This window comes from Succiniclasticum sp., from assembly GCF_056977735.1.
This window is the reverse complement of the sequence record NZ_DBMCWA010000022.1, coordinates 17,149-34,392: the sequence shown is the minus strand read 5'-3', so window position 1 is coordinate 34,392 and position 17,244 is coordinate 17,149. Positions and strand designations below refer to the sequence as shown.

The 17,244-nt window shown below is 46.3% G+C and carries 14 protein-coding genes; 2 read left to right on the top strand and 12 right to left on the bottom strand.

What is annotated here, in order from left to right:
- Window positions 1–419 precede the first annotated feature (419 nt).
- The gene (locus ACZOWY_RS10890; protein ID WP_484397598.1) at window positions 420–2,252 is read left to right on the top strand and encodes an NAD(P)-binding protein; all 1,833 of its coding nucleotides are present in this window, start codon (window positions 420–422) and stop codon (window positions 2,250–2,252) included.
- The gene (locus tag ACZOWY_RS10885; RefSeq protein ID WP_484397593.1) at window positions 2,246–3,955 is read left to right on the top strand and encodes a [FeFe] hydrogenase, group A; all 1,710 of its coding nucleotides are present in this window, start codon (window positions 2,246–2,248) and stop codon (window positions 3,953–3,955) included. The genes ACZOWY_RS10890 and ACZOWY_RS10885 overlap by 7 nt, the downstream gene beginning before the upstream one ends.
- Window positions 3,956–4,103: 148 nt before the next feature.
- Here ACZOWY_RS10885 and ACZOWY_RS10880 read toward each other — a convergent pair whose 3' ends face one another.
- The 12 genes from ACZOWY_RS10880 to dnaN form a co-directional block, all read right to left on the bottom strand.
- The gene (locus tag ACZOWY_RS10880; RefSeq protein WP_484397587.1) at window positions 4,104–4,346 is read right to left on the bottom strand and encodes a helix-turn-helix domain-containing protein; all 243 of its coding nucleotides are present in this window, start codon (window positions 4,344–4,346) and stop codon (window positions 4,104–4,106) included.
- Between the two features lie 194 nt (window positions 4,347–4,540).
- Window positions 4,541–4,897, bottom strand: a complete 357-nt coding sequence (locus ACZOWY_RS10875) for a DUF1667 domain-containing protein (RefSeq protein ID WP_484397582.1) — start codon at window positions 4,895–4,897, stop codon at window positions 4,541–4,543.
- A gap of 88 nt (window positions 4,898–4,985) precedes the next feature.
- Complete coding sequence (locus tag ACZOWY_RS10870; RefSeq protein ID WP_484397578.1) at window positions 4,986–6,251, bottom strand: NAD(P)/FAD-dependent oxidoreductase; 1,266 nt, start codon at window positions 6,249–6,251, stop codon at window positions 4,986–4,988.
- Between the two features lie 71 nt (window positions 6,252–6,322).
- On the bottom strand, window positions 6,323–7,768 hold the full coding sequence (locus ACZOWY_RS10865) for an FAD-dependent oxidoreductase (RefSeq protein ID WP_484397573.1): 1,446 nt from the start codon (window positions 7,766–7,768) through the stop codon (window positions 6,323–6,325).
- 202 nt (window positions 7,769–7,970) lie between these two features.
- On the bottom strand, window positions 7,971–10,436 hold the full coding sequence (gene gyrA, locus ACZOWY_RS10860; RefSeq protein ID WP_484397613.1) for a DNA gyrase subunit A: 2,466 nt from the start codon (window positions 10,434–10,436) through the stop codon (window positions 7,971–7,973).
- Window positions 10,437–10,545: 109 nt separating this feature from the next.
- Window positions 10,546–11,274, bottom strand: coding sequence for a thiamine diphosphokinase (locus tag ACZOWY_RS10855; protein WP_484397567.1), 729 nt, complete (start codon window positions 11,272–11,274; stop codon window positions 10,546–10,548).
- Complete coding sequence (locus ACZOWY_RS10850; RefSeq protein ID WP_484397563.1) at window positions 11,271–11,582, bottom strand: hypothetical protein; 312 nt, start codon at window positions 11,580–11,582, stop codon at window positions 11,271–11,273. Before ACZOWY_RS10850 ends, ACZOWY_RS10855 begins: the two co-directional genes overlap by 4 nt.
- A 142-nt stretch (window positions 11,583–11,724) precedes the next feature.
- A complete protein-coding gene (gene gyrB, locus ACZOWY_RS10845; RefSeq protein WP_484397558.1) occupies window positions 11,725–13,737 on the bottom strand; it encodes a DNA topoisomerase (ATP-hydrolyzing) subunit B in 2,013 nt (670 codons plus the stop codon).
- Window positions 13,730–13,996, bottom strand: a complete 267-nt coding sequence (gene remB / locus ACZOWY_RS10840; protein ID WP_484397554.1) for an extracellular matrix regulator RemB — start codon at window positions 13,994–13,996, stop codon at window positions 13,730–13,732. The genes gyrB and remB overlap by 8 nt, the downstream gene beginning before the upstream one ends.
- Before the next feature lie 3 nt (window positions 13,997–13,999).
- Window positions 14,000–14,800, bottom strand: a complete 801-nt coding sequence (locus ACZOWY_RS10835) for a DciA family protein (RefSeq protein WP_484397609.1) — start codon at window positions 14,798–14,800, stop codon at window positions 14,000–14,002.
- 31 nt (window positions 14,801–14,831) lie between these two features.
- Window positions 14,832–15,962: a DNA replication/repair protein RecF gene (gene recF, locus ACZOWY_RS10830; RefSeq protein WP_484397548.1), complete on the bottom strand. Its 1,131-nt coding sequence runs from the start codon at window positions 15,960–15,962 to the stop codon at window positions 14,832–14,834.
- Window positions 15,963–15,965: 3 nt separating this feature from the next.
- Window positions 15,966–17,078, bottom strand: a complete 1,113-nt coding sequence (gene dnaN, locus ACZOWY_RS10825; RefSeq protein WP_484397543.1) for a DNA polymerase III subunit beta — start codon at window positions 17,076–17,078, stop codon at window positions 15,966–15,968.
- Window positions 17,079–17,244 lie beyond the last annotated feature (166 nt).

Here is a 17,244-nt window from a genome sequence, read left to right as displayed (position 1 = left end):
TTCTTTGACTTCTCTAGGCCGCTCCTTTAAAAAGAGCTGACCCGCACATTCATCTGGTTCGTTATTCAGTTCTCAAGGTTCCGCCGTCTTTCGACGACTTGCATAGTTTACTACATCTGGCTGATGTTGTCAACTACTTTTTTTCTACGTTCTGTACTTTTCTTCGCTCCCGAAGAGCTTCAGAAAAGTACCCCGACGTAGTATCGTCTTTCGACGACTTGATTATAATAGCACTTCTTTCATTCCTTGTCAACATGTTTTTGTTAAAAACTTTACATTTTTTTTATAAAAACCGTGTCTATCGTCATTTGTTTTTGTTAGCGTATATTATATTTTGTTAATTATTGAAAATGTGATATACTACATTGAAAGCAGAACGCACATACTACCTGCTTACATTATAGAGGAAGGTAATCATCATGAGCAAAATTATACTGGACATTCCCGAGAAGTCCCAAAAAGTTCTCGACGCAATGTACCAGACCATGGAAGGGCGTCTGGAAGCCAGCCCCGGCGGTGTTTGTCCTATTGACATCACACTCTCTTTTGTGCGCATGTGTCATACCCAGAGCTGCGGCAAATGTGTTCCCTGCCGTATCGGTCTGGGGCCACTGGGAGATTTGCTGGAAAAAATCCTGGACAATGAAGCGTCTCCGGAAGATCTGGAAACTTTGCGGAAAACCGCCGAAAGCATTTTTCTTTCCGCGGACTGCGCCATCGGCTACGGCGCTGCAGAAATCGTACTGAACAGCCTGGCTGCGTTTGCAGACGAATATCAGGAGCATATTCAGCACCACGCCTGTCTGATGCACCAGAACCAGCCGGTACCCTGCCGGGTGGCCTGTCCGGCGCACGTGGATATCCCCGGATATCTTTCCTTAATTGCTGACGGGCGCAATGAAGATGCAATCCGGCTGATCAGAAAAGACAATCCGTTCCCCGCATCCTGCGGTTTCGTATGTGAACATCCCTGCGAAGGAAACTGCCGCCGCAACATGATCGACGAAGCGATCAATATCTGCGGCTTAAAGCGTTACGCAGCAGAACATATCGGCAATGTCCCCGCTCCGGCACGACTGCCGGATACGGGCAAAAAGATTGCCATTGTTGGCGGTGGCCCCGGCGGCCTGACTACCGCTTATTACCTGCAGTTAATGGGACACCAGGTAACTATCATGGAGCGCCTGGATAAACTGGGCGGCATGCTCCGGTTCGGCATCCCGGCTTACAGACTGCCGCGAAAATATCTGGACGCGGATATTAACCATATCCTGTCTACGGGTATTAAAACACAGTTCGGTGTTTCTGTAGGAAAAGATTTTACATTAGAAGATTTACGTAAGGAATATGACGCCGTTTATCTTTCTTTCGGCGCCCATACCTCCAAGAAAATGCGCATCGCCGGAGAAGACAGCACCGGCGTGATTCCGGCTATTAATCTGCTCGGCAACGTAGGAAACGGGAATCCCCCGGATCTTACGGGAAAGAAAGTTGTGATCGTGGGCGGCGGCAACGTAGCCATGGATGCGGCCCGCACATCCGTACGTCTGGGTGCGGAAAAGGTTTATATCGCCTATCGCCGCAGCCGTGCGGAAATGCCTGCGTTAGATGAAGAAATCGACGGAGCCATTGCAGAAGGCTGTGAACTGCTGCAGTTGTACGCACCGGACCATGTGGAAACTGATGAAAACTGCCATGTAAAAGCGCTGGCCCTGCGTCCTCAGATCCCCGGCCCCATTGAAGGCGGCCGTCCGAAACCTTATGACGCGCCGGAACCCGTACTGGAACTTGCCTGCGACCTGATTGTTTCCGCAATCGGCCAGGATATTGAATGGCAGCGTTTCAGCCAGCAGGGCGTTCCGGTCAAAAAGGGTGTAATTGATGCAATGGCTGACGGTTCCATTTCCGGAAGTAACGGTATTTTTGCCGGCGGCGACTGCGTAACCGGTCCCGCTACCCTGATCCGGTCTATTGCAGCCGGTAAGGTTTCCGCTATCAATATCGACAAATATCTCGGTTACGACCATAAGCTGGATTTCGGCGTGGAGGCAGCCGTTCCTCATTTTATCGACAGGAAACCCTGCGGGCGCTGCAACATTAAGGAAAGAGAAGCAGGTGACCGGAAGCATGACTTCCAGACGGTGGGCCTGGGTCTTTCCGAAACCGAAGCGAAACAGGAAGCACTGCGCTGCCTGCGTTGTGATAAATTTGGCCTCGGTGCCTTAAAACAGGGAGGTCATTTACCATGGTAAACATTATTTTAGATGGAAAGAAACTGCAGGTTCGCGATGACAGCACGATTTTGCAGGCCGCCCGTGAACACGGAATCGCAATCCCCACTCTCTGTTATCTGGAAGGCCTGAACGAAATCGGCGCCTGCCGCCTGTGTTTGGTAGAAGTAAAAGGCCAGCACCGTCTGGTTTCTTCCTGCAACACCAAAGTTCGGGAAGGAATGGAAATTTCCACACGTTCCGCCAAGGTCCGGATGGCACGCCGCTTAAACGTTGAGCTGATTTTATCCCAGCATAACTGCAACTGCCCCTCCTGTCCCCGTAACGGCAACTGCCAGCTGCAGAAGGTTGCGGCACTGTTGGGCGTAAACATGGAAACCTATCCCAAAAAATTCCGGCAGGAAGCCTGGGATAACACCTTCCCCCTGAACCGAGATGAAACAAAATGTGTAAAATGCATGCGTTGTATCCAGGTATGCGACCAGGTGCAGAACATGCATGTATGGGATCTGGTAAATACCGGGAAACGGACCCGGGTCGGTATGGTACAGAACACCTGCACCCTGTGCGGCCAGTGTATTACCCATTGCCCGGTCGCCGCATTAAGCGCACGGGATGATACGGAAAAGATCTGGAATGCCATTTCGGATCCGGATAAAATTGTCATTGTACAGCCTGCGCCGGCCGTACGTACCGCCTGGGCGGAAGAAGCCAACGTTCCCAGAGAAATGGCTACACCGGAAAAACTGGCGGCAGCCCTGCGCCATTTGGGTTTTGATTACGTGTTCGATACGAACTTCTCTGCTGACTTAACTATAATGGAAGAAAGTGCAGAATTAATTGAACACATCGAAAAAGCAGGTCAATACCCTTCCCCGATGTTCACATCATGCTGTCCGGGCTGGATCCGGTTCCTGAAAAAGGAATATCCGGAAATGGTCCATTACATGTCCACGTCCAAATCACCCATGTCCATGTTCAGCGCCATAGTTAAGAGTTACTATGCCAAACTGCTTGATGTGGCGCCGGAAAAAATCGTCTGCGTAGCCGTTATGCCCTGCGTGGCAAAGAAATATGAAGCCGATGTTCCGGAAGTCAACAGTGAACCCGGCATTAAAGATACCGACTATGTTATCACCACGCGGGAACTGGTCCGTATGTTAAAGGCGGCTAATGTAGACATCGCCAAACTGAAACCGGAGCCCTTCGACAAACCTTTGGGCGAAGGTACCGGCGGTGCCGTCATTTTCGGTACGACTGGCGGCGTAATGGAAGCAGCCGTGCGTAATGCGTATTACATGCTGACCGGTCAGAACCCGCCGGATCCGGATAATTTTATTCAGTGGAAATGGCTGGATCGCTGGCGTGAAACAGAAGTCACCGTTGCCGGCGTTACCTTACGCCTGGCTGTCACCAGCGGCTTGGGATGTGCCCGGGATCTGGTAGAAGCTATCAAGAAAGGAACGGTCCATTACGATTTCGTAGAAGTCATGGCCTGCCCCGGCGGCTGCAGCGGCGGTGGCGGACAGCCCATCCACGAAGGCGAAGAGCTGGCATGGGAACGTGGCAATTACCTTAAAGATTTGGATAAACGTTCCAAACTCCGTGTATCTTACGAAAATCCGTATATTCAGGAATTGTATAAAAACTTCCTGGATAAACCCTTATCCGAAAAAGCAGAGCATTATCTGCATACCAATCAGGTCAGCTGGACGATAGACTGACATTATATATTTTTTAAATTAGAACAGGCCCGGGCGCTTATCCAGTATTCCCGGGCCTATGCTATTAAAAAACGGCATCGCAAACGATGCCGTTTCATTTTTTATTAAATGAATCAGTTTTCAGTTGTAGAAAGATCGAATACCCGAATCAGAATCTGTGACCATCCTCACTGACTAGTTCAGCCAAATCAACATGCAATTCTTCTGCCAACGCAACCAGAAGCGGAAAACTGGGACTCTGTTTTCCACATTCAATGCGGCTCAGGTACTGATAGGATATTCCAAGCTTATTCGCTAATACAGTCTGGTTCATACCTCCAATAGTACGATAATACTTAATCTTTGCGCCTAATCGCCGGCATTTTTCCTGAAATAACTTTGTTTCAGACACTATGGACCCTCCCTTGAATTATTTTAACTGCAATAGTTTCAGTATAAAACATAATCTATATTTTTTATTATACCACAAAAAAAACAGATTAAAACTATGTTTTTCAGAAATGTTTTATTTTTTTAGAATAATTAATAAAATATAGTCAGTGCTTAAAAACGATATTCCATCGGCATCACAACTAATTAATTATTTCACATATCCCTGCTTGCTACAATATCAACACCCAAGCCTAGAATATCCGGCACGATCACATCCCCTGCTTTCACCGGCGCTTCCACGGTCACGTTGCGAAGATACGCAACGCAGTCCGCAATCTTCCCTTTGGGCAGCACATCGGCAGAAACTACGGGGAGAAGAGGCAGCGGACCGCCTTTGATCCGTACCGTGGTCGTGAGCATACGCCGGGGGTCTGTCACTTCCGTCTCAGCATATTTAGCGCCCCGGGAGCAGGTGTTACCGGTAACGCTGGCAAACTTTCCATTCTCCAGCGTTACTGTCATCTCACAGCCCATCGGGCACATAATACAGTTCATTACTTTTGTTTCCATTTTTTCTCTCTTCTCCGTGTTTTAATATGAAATATAGTTGCAACAGCCTGCATGCCTGCAAAATAATGTTTACTTAAGGAGACACAGATTAAACTTTTTTTGGCTGAAGGCCTACTGTAATTTTATCATGCATCTGTGCTGTCTTCGCGGCAGGAATATCCAACGTAATCATCTCGCTGGGTTTCACTACCGGCAACATCTTTTTCACAAGCACTTCCCCGCCGCATTTTACCTCCAGGGTAACCTTCCGGTCCGGAGCGCCTGCCCGCATAAACAGCCTTACAGGCTCACCGCCTTCCGGCAGATGAAGTACCTGCGGCACACAGGTACGGATACCGTTTACCGGGGAAACCTCTACTGTATTCACGGCCGGTGCCAAATTGCCCTGTGCTTCTAACGCCGCAAACTTACCTGCAATCTCCGCTTCATCGGAAACAAAATCCACTAAGTCATGTACATGGACCACGTTTCCCGCAGCATAAATGCCCGGCAGGTTTGTCTGCCGCCGCTGGTCTACTTTAGGCCCGTTGGTAAAAGGTGCCATTTCCACACCGGCCGCCATGGAAAGCTCATTTTCCGGAATCAGGCCAACAGATAATAACAGGGTATCACATTCAATATCGAACTCCGTTCCCGGAATGGGACGCATCTTTTCATCTACTTTGGCAACCGTAACGCCTTCCACACGGTCCCGGCCTTTGATTTTTAAAATCGTATGGGAAAGATACAACGGGATATCAAAATCATACAGACATTGTACCATGTTGCGGGTCAGCCCGTTGGAATACGGACAGATTTCACACACCGCCTGTACCTTACAACCTTCCAGGCTCATGCGGCGGGCCATGATCAGACCGATATCCCCGCTGCCTAAAATCACGATCTTCTTGCCGGGCAGATACCCTTCCATATTCACCATACGCTGAGCCGCTCCTGCCGTAAATACACCGGCCGGACGTTCTCCTGCGGTACGGATGGCTCCCCGGGTACGTTCCCGACACCCCATGGTCAGTATAACGGTTTTACTCTGTACAGTAAACAACCCTTTTTCCGGGCTTACCGCTGTGACCTTTTTATCTCTTGAAACAGACAGAACCATCATATCCGTCAACGTCTGGATTTCAGGCTTTTCCTTAATCAAGGCGATACAACGTCCGGCATATCCGGGACCTGTCAGTTCCTCTTTAAAATGATGCAGGCCAAACCCGTTATGAATGCACTGCTGCAGAATACCGCCCAGTTCCCGGTCACGTTCCATGACCAGAATTTTTTTTGCCCCGTTCCGATAAGCGGAATATGCTGCAGAAAGACCTCCCGGACCGCCGCCAATAATAATTACGTCATAAAGTTCCATTTTCTTCACTCCAACACCAAAATCGATTCCCGCTTTATTTTAACGTTCAGGGTAAGCGGTTTCAACCGTTTTCATTCCTCAAACTTTCTATAAAACAGTTCCGATCCCTGCCGTTCCTTCAGCACCTTTTCCACTGGAATTCCCAATTCCCGGGCCAGTATCTGCGTTACCCGCGGACCACAGAATCCGCCCTGACAGCGTCCCATGCCGGCCCGTGTGCGTCGCTTCACACCGTCAACCGTACGGGCTCCCACCGGCTGGCGGATCGCATCCACGATTTCACCTTCTGTTACCGTTTCACAGCGGCAGATCACACGGCCGTACAAACTGTTTTCTTCAATCGCCTTCCGTTTTTCTGCAACGGTCATCTTGTTAAACGCAGTCTTTTTCGGCAGTCTTCCGTTCCAGACGGCTTTTTTACGAAGATATATTTCCTTCCCGACGGCATTTACTACAATTTCAGCAATGGCAGGCGCCGCAGCCAGGCCCGGACTTTGAATGCCGGCCGCATTGATAAATCCGGGCACTCCGGAAGCCCCCAGAATAAAATCTCCTGTACTTGAAACTGCGCGTAACCCGGCAAATTCCGTAATTGAGGCTCCCAACGGAAGATCCGGAATCAACTTCCGGGCTCCGGCAATGACCTCATCCATCCCTTCCGGTGTAACGGAAGTATCTTCTTTATTAAATTGGTCATTGGCAGTAGGACCGATAAACGTATTGCCATGGGTTGTGGTACATACCAGAATCCCTTTGCTCTTTTCGTTGGGACATGGAAACACAACACCATACACCAAAGAAGACGCAGCCATCTTGTCAAATAAAATGTATTCGCCTTTGCGGGGCGTAATGGTAAAGGAATCATCTCCTGCCAGTCTGGCGATTTCTTCCGCATAAATACCTGCGGCGTTGATTACGCATTTTGTCCTGATGGGACCTTTTGTTGTATTTACTATGGTTACAGCACCGTCTTCCTTAACAAAACCGTTCACTGCACAGTCACAGATAACCTGTGCGCCATTCTGTACTGCACATTGGGCAAAAGCCACCGCACATCCAAAAGGCCACATCACACCGGCCGTAGGCGCCCACAGTGCCGCTTTTGCTGTTACAAGGTTCGGCTCTTTTGCCAGCACTTCCTCCCGGGAAAGGATTTCCAGGCCGGGAACCCTGTTAGCCCTGCCTCGTTCCAGCAAAACCTGCAGATGTTGAACTTCCTCGTCATTTGTTGCGACAACAAGGCTGCCTGTCCATTTGATATCCAGATTCAAATCATCCTGCAGCTGATGATACAACGCGTTGCCCCGGACGTTGGTTTTCTGCTTCCAGCTTCCCGTGGGTGCGTCAAACCCCGCATGACAGACCGCGCTGTTTGCTTTGGTAGTACCTACGGCCACGTCCGGCTCTTTTTCGACCAGAAGGCAGCGAAGATCATATTTAGACAGTTCACGCAGAATGGCTGTTCCAACAATGCCCCCGCCGATGACTACAACGTCCGTTTCCTTAAAAAAATTCATTATTTCACTTCCCATGCTAAAATTGCAATGCTTTTTTGGGTTCCTTATTAAAAAAGTCGCACACTAAAAATCAAAAAATACTGTTTTTCCTCTGTATTCATTGTAACATATACTATGGCATATCGCGATTATGAATTTCAAAACGCCGTGGAAAACCTTGCACGATTTTTATCCACGGCGTTATATTTTTTTATGAAACCTTTTATTGCTTTACAATTGCCTCTTCGGATTCCACAGCGGCAATCGAAGTCACTTTGTCGCCTTCCCGCAGGGTGATTACATTCACGCCCATGGTGTTGCGTCCTAACTTACGCAGCTGGTCCACATCCATGCGGATCACGATACCGGCTGCGGTAATTATATACAACTCATCTTTCGGATCTACGACCGTCATACCGACAACTTCACCGGTTTTGGTATTGAGTTTGTAATTGATCCGGCCTTTGCCGCCCCGGGTCTGCTTTGTATATTCGGACAGCTTCGTCCGTTTTCCCTGACCATTTTCGGTTACCGTCAGCACTTCGCTTTCCGGGTCGTATGCATAATCCATCGCCACTACCGTATCGTGGAGCCCCAGATTGATGCCCCGTACACCGTGGGCGCTCCGGCCCATGCAGCGTACATCCTCCTCACTGAAATGAATCGCCATACCTTCCCGGGTCGCTATCAAAATGGACGCATTGCCGTCCGTCATCCTGACGCTGATCAGCTCCTCGTCTTCATTCAGGACAATTGCTTTCAGACCGCTCCGGCGCACAAAGGAAAAATCTGTCAGCTTGCAGCGTTTTACCGTGCCTTTGTCCGTAGCCATGAACAGATATTTATTTTCTTCAAATTCGGAAACGTTGATTACCGCGGTAATCTTTTCACCAGGACTCAGCTGTAGCAGGTTGATAATAGCAGATCCTTTTGCCGTGCGTCCGGCTTCCGGAATCTGATAGCCCCGCAGCGTATAGACCTGTCCCTTGTTTGTAAAGAACAGAATATAATTGTGGGTGGTGGCAAGGAACAAATATTGGGTAAAATCGTCTTCCTTTTTGCCGCTTCCTCCCTTTTTACCGATCCCGCCCCGCTGCTGCTTCCGGAAATTATCCGGGGTCTGCCGCTTGATATAGCCCTGGTTGCTCAGGGTAATGACGATTTCTTCGTCCGCAATCAAATCCAGCACATCCATATCCCCGGTATCATTTACAATTTCCGTCCGGCGGTCATCGCCAAACTTGTCCGCTTTTTCCTGCAAATCCTTTTTAATGATACCCAGAACTTTCTGCTCATCGGCCAGCACGCTTTCCAGATAATCAATGGTCTGTAATACATCAATATATTCATCGTCAATCTTTTTCCGTTCCAGACCGGTCAGGCGCTGCAGCCGCATATCCAGGATAGCCTGGGACTGACGGTCTGAGAGGCTGAATTTTTCCATTAACGAAGCCTTGGCGATTTCCGCGTTGGCACTGTTTCGGATCGTGTGGATTACTTCGTCAAGATGATCTAATGCTATTTTTAATCCTTCTAAAATATGCGCACGTTCCTTTGCTTTCGCCAGATCGTAACGGGTCCGGCGGGTCACAACATCCTTCTGATGGGAAACATAACATTCCAGGATCTGTTTCAGGTTAAGAACCTTCGGCTTGTTGTCCACCAGCGCCAGCATGATAACGCCGAAGGAGTCCTGCAACTGTGTATGTTTATATAATTTGTTAAGGATCACGTCCGGAACCACATCGGCCCGCAGTTCTACTACGACCCGCATCCCGCGGCGGTCGGACTCATCCCGCAAGTCGGTAATACCTTCTATTACACCGTCTTTTACCAGATTGGCAATGCTTTCCAACAGCCGGGCTTTATTCACCTGATAGGGAATTTCTGTTACTACGATGCGGTGTTTGTTTTTAGGCATCGGCTCAATCTCGGCCTTGGCCCTGACTTTAATAATGCCCCTGCCGGTTGCGTAAGCCTGACGGATGCCTTCCCTTCCCAAAATGGTAGCGCCGGTGGGAAAATCCGGGCCTTTGATGGCAGTCATCAGCTCATCTACCGATACATCCGGGTTGTCGATCAGCATATCGATGCCTCTGACAACTTCCCGCAGGTTATGAGGCGGAATATTGGTAGCCATACCTACGGCAATACCGGCGGAACCGTTTACCAGCAGAGCCGGTATCTTCGCCGGCAATACGGATGGTTCTTTTAAAGATTCATCGTAGTTAGGTATGAATTCAACCGTATCTTTTTCAATATCCTCCAGCATGGATTCCGCAATCTTTGTCATGCGGACTTCCGTATAACGCATGGCTGCCGGGCTGTCGCCATCCACGCTTCCGAAGTTGCCGTGGCCGTCTACCAGCAGGTAACGTGTATTAAAATCCTGGGCCAGGCGCACCGTTGCGTCGTAAACGGAAGAATCTCCGTGGGGATGGTACTTACCTAACACTTCACCGACGATACGCGCCGATTTTTTATAAGGACGGTTGGATGCCATGCCTGCTTCCTGCATCGCATACAGGATACGCCGGTGTACCGGTTTCAGACCGTCCCTTACATCAGGCAGCGCACGCTGGACAATTACGCTCATGGCGTAGTTGATATAAGAATCTTTCATTTTATTGGTTAAATCTACTTCCTCGATTTTTCCGCTGGAAGCGATATAACCGTCGTCGTTCACCATACCCTCTGTCTGTTCGTTTATGGTTTCCTGGTCAGGGGTTTTTGTCGTATCGTCCACTGTATCACCTCATATAACATTCTTTATTATAAACTAATTTATTATTCTTATATTATCCCGCTATATAAAATAGCGTCATGCCTTCCAGGCAGGTAAAAGAAATATGGGGAAGTTCATGCAGCTTTTCCGTTTCGCTCATTTCATTGCTGACAGCATACGGATTATCGCGGGTCAGTTCTTTTTCTTCCAGCGTCCACTTGGTACCGGTGACGGTAACCTTGCTTTTTTCCGTATAAGAAAGCAGGGAGACCGCTACCGGTGATTCTTCCGCAGGCGGATAAAACCTGATATTCACTCCTGCCGGAACAAATACCGCAATTTCCCTTTCATCTGCCATTACAATCACACGGTTGTTCTGCAGCGCCGCCGTGCCTAATGTTTCAAACGCACTCAGCAGATGATCCAGCCGCCCTCCGAATACGCCGGAAAAAATCCATAATTTTTCAGGAGGTAACAGTTCCAGAAGCAGCTGCAGATCTGTCTGATCCTTTTCCGCCGGAAATACGGTGGCTTTTCCGCTTTCCACGGCCTGCTTCCAAAGGGAACGGTCTGCGCTGTCGCCGTCGCCTATGACTCTGTCCGGGCTTAATCCTGCAGCATGGTAATAATTGATTCCTTTATCGGCAGCTAACAATTCAGGTGTTCCCGAAAGATTCTCTGCTGTCATCTCTAACCAGCCGGCGGCCGGTTTCCGGCCTCCGCATACGGAAAAAACAATTTCTTTTACAGGCTGTTCATCATTAATATGCAGCGTACCCTGGGGAAAGAAAATTTTATTCATGGGCGTACCTTCTTTTTGGCGGGAGCCGGTTTAATGATGATGCTGGTTCCATCCCGCACCACTTTCCAGTCTACATCCCCGCCTTTATCTTTCAGCCATTCCATACTCACTTCCAAAATGCAGCGGTTCAGTTTTTCTATTGCTTCCGGCGGAAGCATCATGGCTTCCGCTTCCTTTTTGATTGAAGAAGAATTTTTACGCAGCTTTACACGTCGGCTGTCGTCGCTTAACAGCGCTGTTTCAAAACTTTCCTCTTCCTCCATGCCACGGAACATATCCGCATCCGATAAATTTCTTTTAATCTTCACATTAACTCTCCATCAATATAGTTAGATTAAGCAATATATTTTTCCCGGAAGGATTCGCCCTGTCGGAAAGCTTAAAAGGCGACTGTATCTTTACAGGGTGACTCCGTAGCTTCGAGGGGAAAGGAGGGAAAAATCAGTTGCGTTATAAATCAAGTATTGCCTTTGTGGCATTTTCTTCAATAAACTGGCGTCGCGGTTCCACCTTGTCTCCCATTAAAATGGAGAAAATCGCATCCGCTTCCGCCGCATCGCTCAGGGTAACCTGCAGCAGGGTACGGTACTGGGGATCCATGGTGGTCTCCCACAGCTGCTCCGGATTCATTTCGCCCAGACCTTTGTAACGCTGTACGGATACATTTTTCTTATCGCTGCCGATTTCATCCATGCATACCCGCAGCTCTTCATCCGTATATGCGTAACGGTGGGCTTTCTGCCCCTTCTTAACTAAATACAGGGGCGGTTTGGCAATATATACATGACCTTCCGTAATCAATGGTTTCATGTAACGGTAGAAGAATGTTAAAAGCAGGGTGGCAATATGGGCGCCGTCCACGTCAGCATCGGTCATGATGATAATTTTTCCGTACCGCGCTTTGCTGATATCGAAATCTTCCCCGATACCGCAGCCGAAAGCCGTAATCATATTTTTGATTTCATCGCTGGACAGCATACGGTCCAGACGGGCCTTTTCAACATTTAAGATTTTACCGCGTAACGGCAGGATGGCCTGGAACTTGCGGTCACGTCCCTGCTTGGCACTGCCGCCTGCAGAATCACCTTCGACCAGGTAAATTTCAGTCATGGTATTGTCTTTGCTTTGACAGTCGGCCAGTTTACCGGGAAGGCTGCTGCTTTCCAGAATACTCTTTCTCCGGGTCAGATCCCTGGCTTTACGGGCAGCGGCCCGGGCACGGGAAGCCATTACTGCTTTTTCAATGATTTTCTTTGCTTCGCCGGGATGTTCTTCAAAGAACTCCTCCAGTTGTTCCGTTACCAAATTGTCTACAATACCGCGAATCTCACTGTTGCCTAATTTTGTTTTTGTCTGCCCTTCAAACTGGGGTTCCTGGACTTTGATGCTGATGACAGCGGTAATCCCTTCACGGCAGTCATCACCGCTCAGGTTTTCGTCATTATCTTTTAACAGATTGTTTTTACGGGCGTAATCGTTGATGGAGCGGGTCAGGGCCTGTTTAAAACCGCTCAGGTGGGTGCCGCCCTCTTCCGTATTGATGTTGTTTACATAGCTGAAAATATTTTCCGTATAACTGTCGGTATATTCCATGGCTACTTCAACAATATTGGTATCTTTTACGCCTTCCACATAAATAGGTTCCGCATTAATCTTATCTTTGTTAGCATCTACATACTTAACAAATTCAATAATGCCTCCCTTAAAATGGAAGGTCTCACTGCGTCCGTCCCGTTCATCCTGCAGGGAAATCGTTATCCCTTTATTTAAAAAGGCCAGTTCCCGCAGGCGCAGACGTAATATATCATAATCATAAACTGTTTCTGTAAAAATTGTATTGTCCGGTTTAAAATGAACCGTGGTACCGGTGGCATCGGCTGTTCCGATTTCATACAAAGGCTTGCTGGTCTTGCCCCGCATGAATTCAATCCCGTACCTTTTTCCGTTCCGGCGTACTTCCACTTCCATCTTTTCAGACAACGCGTTTACACAGGATACGCCTACACCGTGCAGACCGCCGGAAACCTTATAACCGCCGTCACCGAATTTACCGCCTGCGTGTAATACAGTCATAACAACTTCCACAGCCGGCTTTCCCGTTTTATGCATGTCTACAGGAATACCGCGGCCGTTATCAACAACCGTGATGCTGTTATCCGGATTAATGGTAACCTTTATGGTATCGCAGAAACCCGCCAGTGCTTCATCTATACTGTTATCTACTACTTCTGATACGAGATGGTGAAGACCGCGGCCGGAAATGCTGCCGATATACATACTGGGACGTTTCCGTACAGCTTCCAGTCCTTCCAAAACCTGAATCTGGCTGGCGCCGTACTGTCCGTCTACACCGGTAGCTTCTTTAATTTCCTTTTCGATTTCAACTTGTCTGGCTTCCTCGGCAGCGCGGATTTTTTCTGCGTCGTCGACTGCCTCCATCACTGTTTCATTCTTTTCAGCCATTATTTCCTCCGTTATTATAAATTAGGTTTTGATTGATCCGTTTTTGTAAAGTTGAAGCTGAAATCGGTGATAAATAAATACCGTTTTCCGTCAGCACCACACTGTCCGTATCAGCTTTTTCCAATACATTTTCAATATTGTAAGATTCACCGTTTTTATTTTTCAGGCTTATATAAAAATCTTTATTTTCTTTAACAGAAAATATGCCTATGATCTTTGCTGCCTCTATAAGACAGCCGCCTCCCAAATGAACAAACATAGTTTACTTTCCCTTTTGCAAAAATTTTAAAATATTTTCATATTCTTTTTCTTTGATCAGGGCCAGCGGCTTTCCGGCTTTCAACTGTATTCCCAGCTTTTTTTCCTGTTCGCTGGCTGTATTCAGGCGTATCTTTTCAAAATAATACATTTTAATATCATTTTTTATGATATTGAATTCTGTTTCATTGCATTTAATTATTTTCTTGATATCATACCATTTGATCCAAGGTTCTTTATGAATGAAATTCCATATTTTATATTCCAGTTCCTTATATTGCTTTATTTCACATAAATAACATATTTTTTCATTATTTTTTAAATATCCGCCGCATACAGGGCATTTTTTTATTTTACCTTCTTCATACAGTTTTTCCAGACCTAACCTTTTTTCTTCCACTCCAACAATAGCTTCCCTTACTTTTTCATTCCTGATATGGGCAAACTTTAACCTCAACCCTTCTCTTTCTTCTGCTGTGACAGCCGGAACAGGAAGTCTTTCTTCTGTATGACTGTGGGAATGTACCGGATATTTACGTCCATGCTTAAAATTTTTTCCTAATATAAATTTAATATCCTTTACATAATCGGTTCCCATAAATGTATTAATCTGGCGGATAAACTGGCTTTTATAATACATGAACTGATTAGACCAGACAGAAGAATCTACAGCCAGTGTTAAGATCCTTCGTTCCAGTTTTACAGGCCCGCAATGTTTTGCATTATTCGCTCCGATTATTTCAGCCCAGCAGGCTTTCATTTTAAAAAGATTATACTGATTCTGATTCGACTGGGAACCTGCCATCTTCAGTATAATTTTTTCAATACCTTCCATTTTAATTTAAAGTTATACTTCCCTTATCCACATTAAAATACTGGTTCGACCCAAAATCAGGAATCAGTGTTTTATCATTTACCGTAATAATCGTCTGTACTTTATCGTTGATAAAACTGATCAGCTGGTTTCTTCTGTACTGATCTAATTCGCTCATTACATCATCAAGCAAAAGGACAGGATATTCACCCGAAACCTTTTTAACATATTCAATTTGGGAAAGCTTAAGGGCCAGGGCGCAACAGCGCTGTTGTCCCTGGGAAGCAAAAGCCCGGCTGTCGACTCCATTGATGTATGTTTTTAAATCATCCCTGTGAACACCGATTCCCGTACTCCCCTGCATAATATCTTTAAACCTGCGTTCCTTCAGGCTTCCCATATAAAACTCTTTAATTCCCTGTAAGGTTTCCTCTTCTGGATAAAATACTTCTCCGTTATTTCCTTTCATTTCATATTTAATTTCAAGCAAATCAATTTTATTGGAAAGAATATGAAAAACAGGGATTGCTATCTCTTTCAGTTTCTTAAGATTATGCAGCCTTTTGATTAAAATCTGCGCCCCTGTATCGCAAATCTCTTCATCCCAGGCAGCAAGCGGCTGTTGCGGCTCGTTACGGTCACGGATTCCTTTTAACAGACTGTTTCTCTGTTTTAACACTCTGCGGTACCGGACAAGAAGTTCATAATAAACCGGTTCCGTCTGGGAAATTTCCATATCCATGAAACGCCGGCGCAGGGAAGGATCTCCTTTGATAATCTGCAGGTCTTCCGGAGAAAACATCACAGTGTTTAAAAAACTGTAATGATCCTTTGCCGTCGTTTTTTTGCCATCAATTTTTATTTCCTTACGTGTTTTTCCGTTATCCGTATACCTTTTCATACGAATGGAATGGCTTCCGTCCTCTTTCGTAAAATCCAGAAGCACAGCCATCCCTTCCGATGAAAATTTTACCATTTCGTCTTCTTTGTTGGTACGATGGCTCAAACCAAAAGAAGAATAAAAAATACTTTCCAGAATATTTGTTTTTCCCTGTCCGTTTTTGCCGTAAAAAACTGTTACCATTTTATCAAAGGCAACGGAACAGTGATCGTAATTACGGAAATTGACCAGCTGAAGCTTATTGATCTTCATTTGTCAGAAAATGACCCTTACAGGCGTTACAATATAAATATATTTTTCCTCACTGATTGGCTTGATACAAACCGGGCTAAGAGAATTATTCAGATTGATTTCCGCTTCTTCCGTTTCAATATTTTTCATAATGTCCATAATATATGCAGCGTTAAATGCCACATTTATGGGATTCCCTTCTGTTTTGCAGGAAATGATTTCTTCACCCGTACCAACGTCCGGGCTGCTGGACATAACTTTAATCTCATCTGCATTAATGCTGATTTTTACGATACTGTAATCGTTTTCGCTGCCGCTGCACAGGCTCATACGGCTGACAGCTCCGGCCAGATCCTTCACGTTTACTTTCGTCTTTACCGTGAACTGTGGCGGAATGACCCTTCTGTAGTCAGGAAATCTTCCTTCAATCAAACGGGACACTACAGACCATTTGTCAATTTTTACCATCAACTGATTATTTACGATGGAAAAAATTACTTCCTGTGGTAATTTTCCGTTCAGATTCTTATTAATTTCTTTTAGTACGATTGAAGGAATAATTACACTCAAATCTGGCGCATTCTCTGTCTCCAGAGTGCGAATGGCAAGCCTGTGGGTGTTCGTTCCTACAAATGTTATGTTATTATCCTTAATTTCGCAGAGTACGCCTGTAAACAAAGGACGGGCTGAATCGGTAGAACAGGCAAAAGCTGTTTTCTTGATCAGTTCCTTAATTTTTTCTTCTTCCAGAACAAAGGACTGTTTTGCTTCAATAGAGGGATATTTAGGATATTCGTTTACGTTCATCAGCAGAATCTTATAATCTGCTTTGCCTGACTGCAAACGCACATTATTGTCGTTTTCATATTTCGTTACTTTTACCGTTTCCCCATTGAAGTTACGGACCAGATCGTTAAAGCGGGAAGCCGCAATGACAATCTCACCCGGCTCTTCTACTTCAGCCTCTATTTCATTGCTCATGGATAGGTTAATGTCCATTCCTTCCAGTCTCAGAATACCGTTATTGGCAATAATATGCATTCCTCCAAAGATGGGCGTACTGGGTTTGGTTGCAATGGCTGGCATAATGGACTGTACTGCTTTATTTAACTCTGTAGTTATACATGTAAATTTCATTTGTTCACATTCCTTTCTTTTTTAGTTTTTTTTATTTTTATATAAATATAATTATCGTTGTAGTAGTAAATACTGTGTATTGTGTGGAAAAGCTTGTAAAACTGCTCCGTTAGTGCAAATCTTCCTGTGTATAAACTGTTTACAGTGTGTATAAGATTATGAACAG

Excerpts from the sequence above, each read along its gene's own strand:
- ACZOWY_RS10890 (WP_484397598.1), top strand. The coding sequence starts at position 420 with ATGAGCAAAATTATACTGGACATTCCCGAGAAGTCCCAAAAAGTTCTC.
- ACZOWY_RS10885 (WP_484397593.1), top strand. The coding sequence starts at position 2,246 with ATGGTAAACATTATTTTAGATGGAAAGAAACTGCAGGTTCGCGATGAC.
- ACZOWY_RS10875 (WP_484397582.1), bottom strand. The coding sequence starts at position 4,897 with ATGGAAACAAAAGTAATGAACTGTATTATGTGCCCGATGGGCTGTGAG.
- ACZOWY_RS10870 (WP_484397578.1), bottom strand. The coding sequence starts at position 6,251 with ATGGAACTTTATGACGTAATTATTATTGGCGGCGGTCCGGGAGGTCTT.
- ACZOWY_RS10865 (WP_484397573.1), bottom strand. The coding sequence starts at position 7,768 with ATGAATTTTTTTAAGGAAACGGACGTTGTAGTCATCGGCGGGGGCATT.
- gyrA (WP_484397613.1), bottom strand. The coding sequence starts at position 10,436 with ATGGTGAACGACGACGGTTATATCGCTTCCAGCGGAAAAATCGAGGAA.
- ACZOWY_RS10855 (WP_484397567.1), bottom strand. The coding sequence starts at position 11,274 with ATGAATAAAATTTTCTTTCCCCAGGGTACGCTGCATATTAATGATGAA.
- gyrB (WP_484397558.1), bottom strand. The coding sequence starts at position 13,737 with ATGGCTGAAAAGAATGAAACAGTGATGGAGGCAGTCGACGACGCAGAA.
- remB (WP_484397554.1), bottom strand. The coding sequence starts at position 13,996 with ATGTTTGTTCATTTGGGAGGCGGCTGTCTTATAGAGGCAGCAAAGATC.
- ACZOWY_RS10835 (WP_484397609.1), bottom strand. The coding sequence starts at position 14,800 with ATGGCAGGTTCCCAGTCGAATCAGAATCAGTATAATCTTTTTAAAATG.
- recF (WP_484397548.1), bottom strand. The coding sequence starts at position 15,962 with ATGAAGATCAATAAGCTTCAGCTGGTCAATTTCCGTAATTACGATCAC.
- dnaN (WP_484397543.1), bottom strand. The coding sequence starts at position 17,078 with ATGAAATTTACATGTATAACTACAGAGTTAAATAAAGCAGTACAGTCC.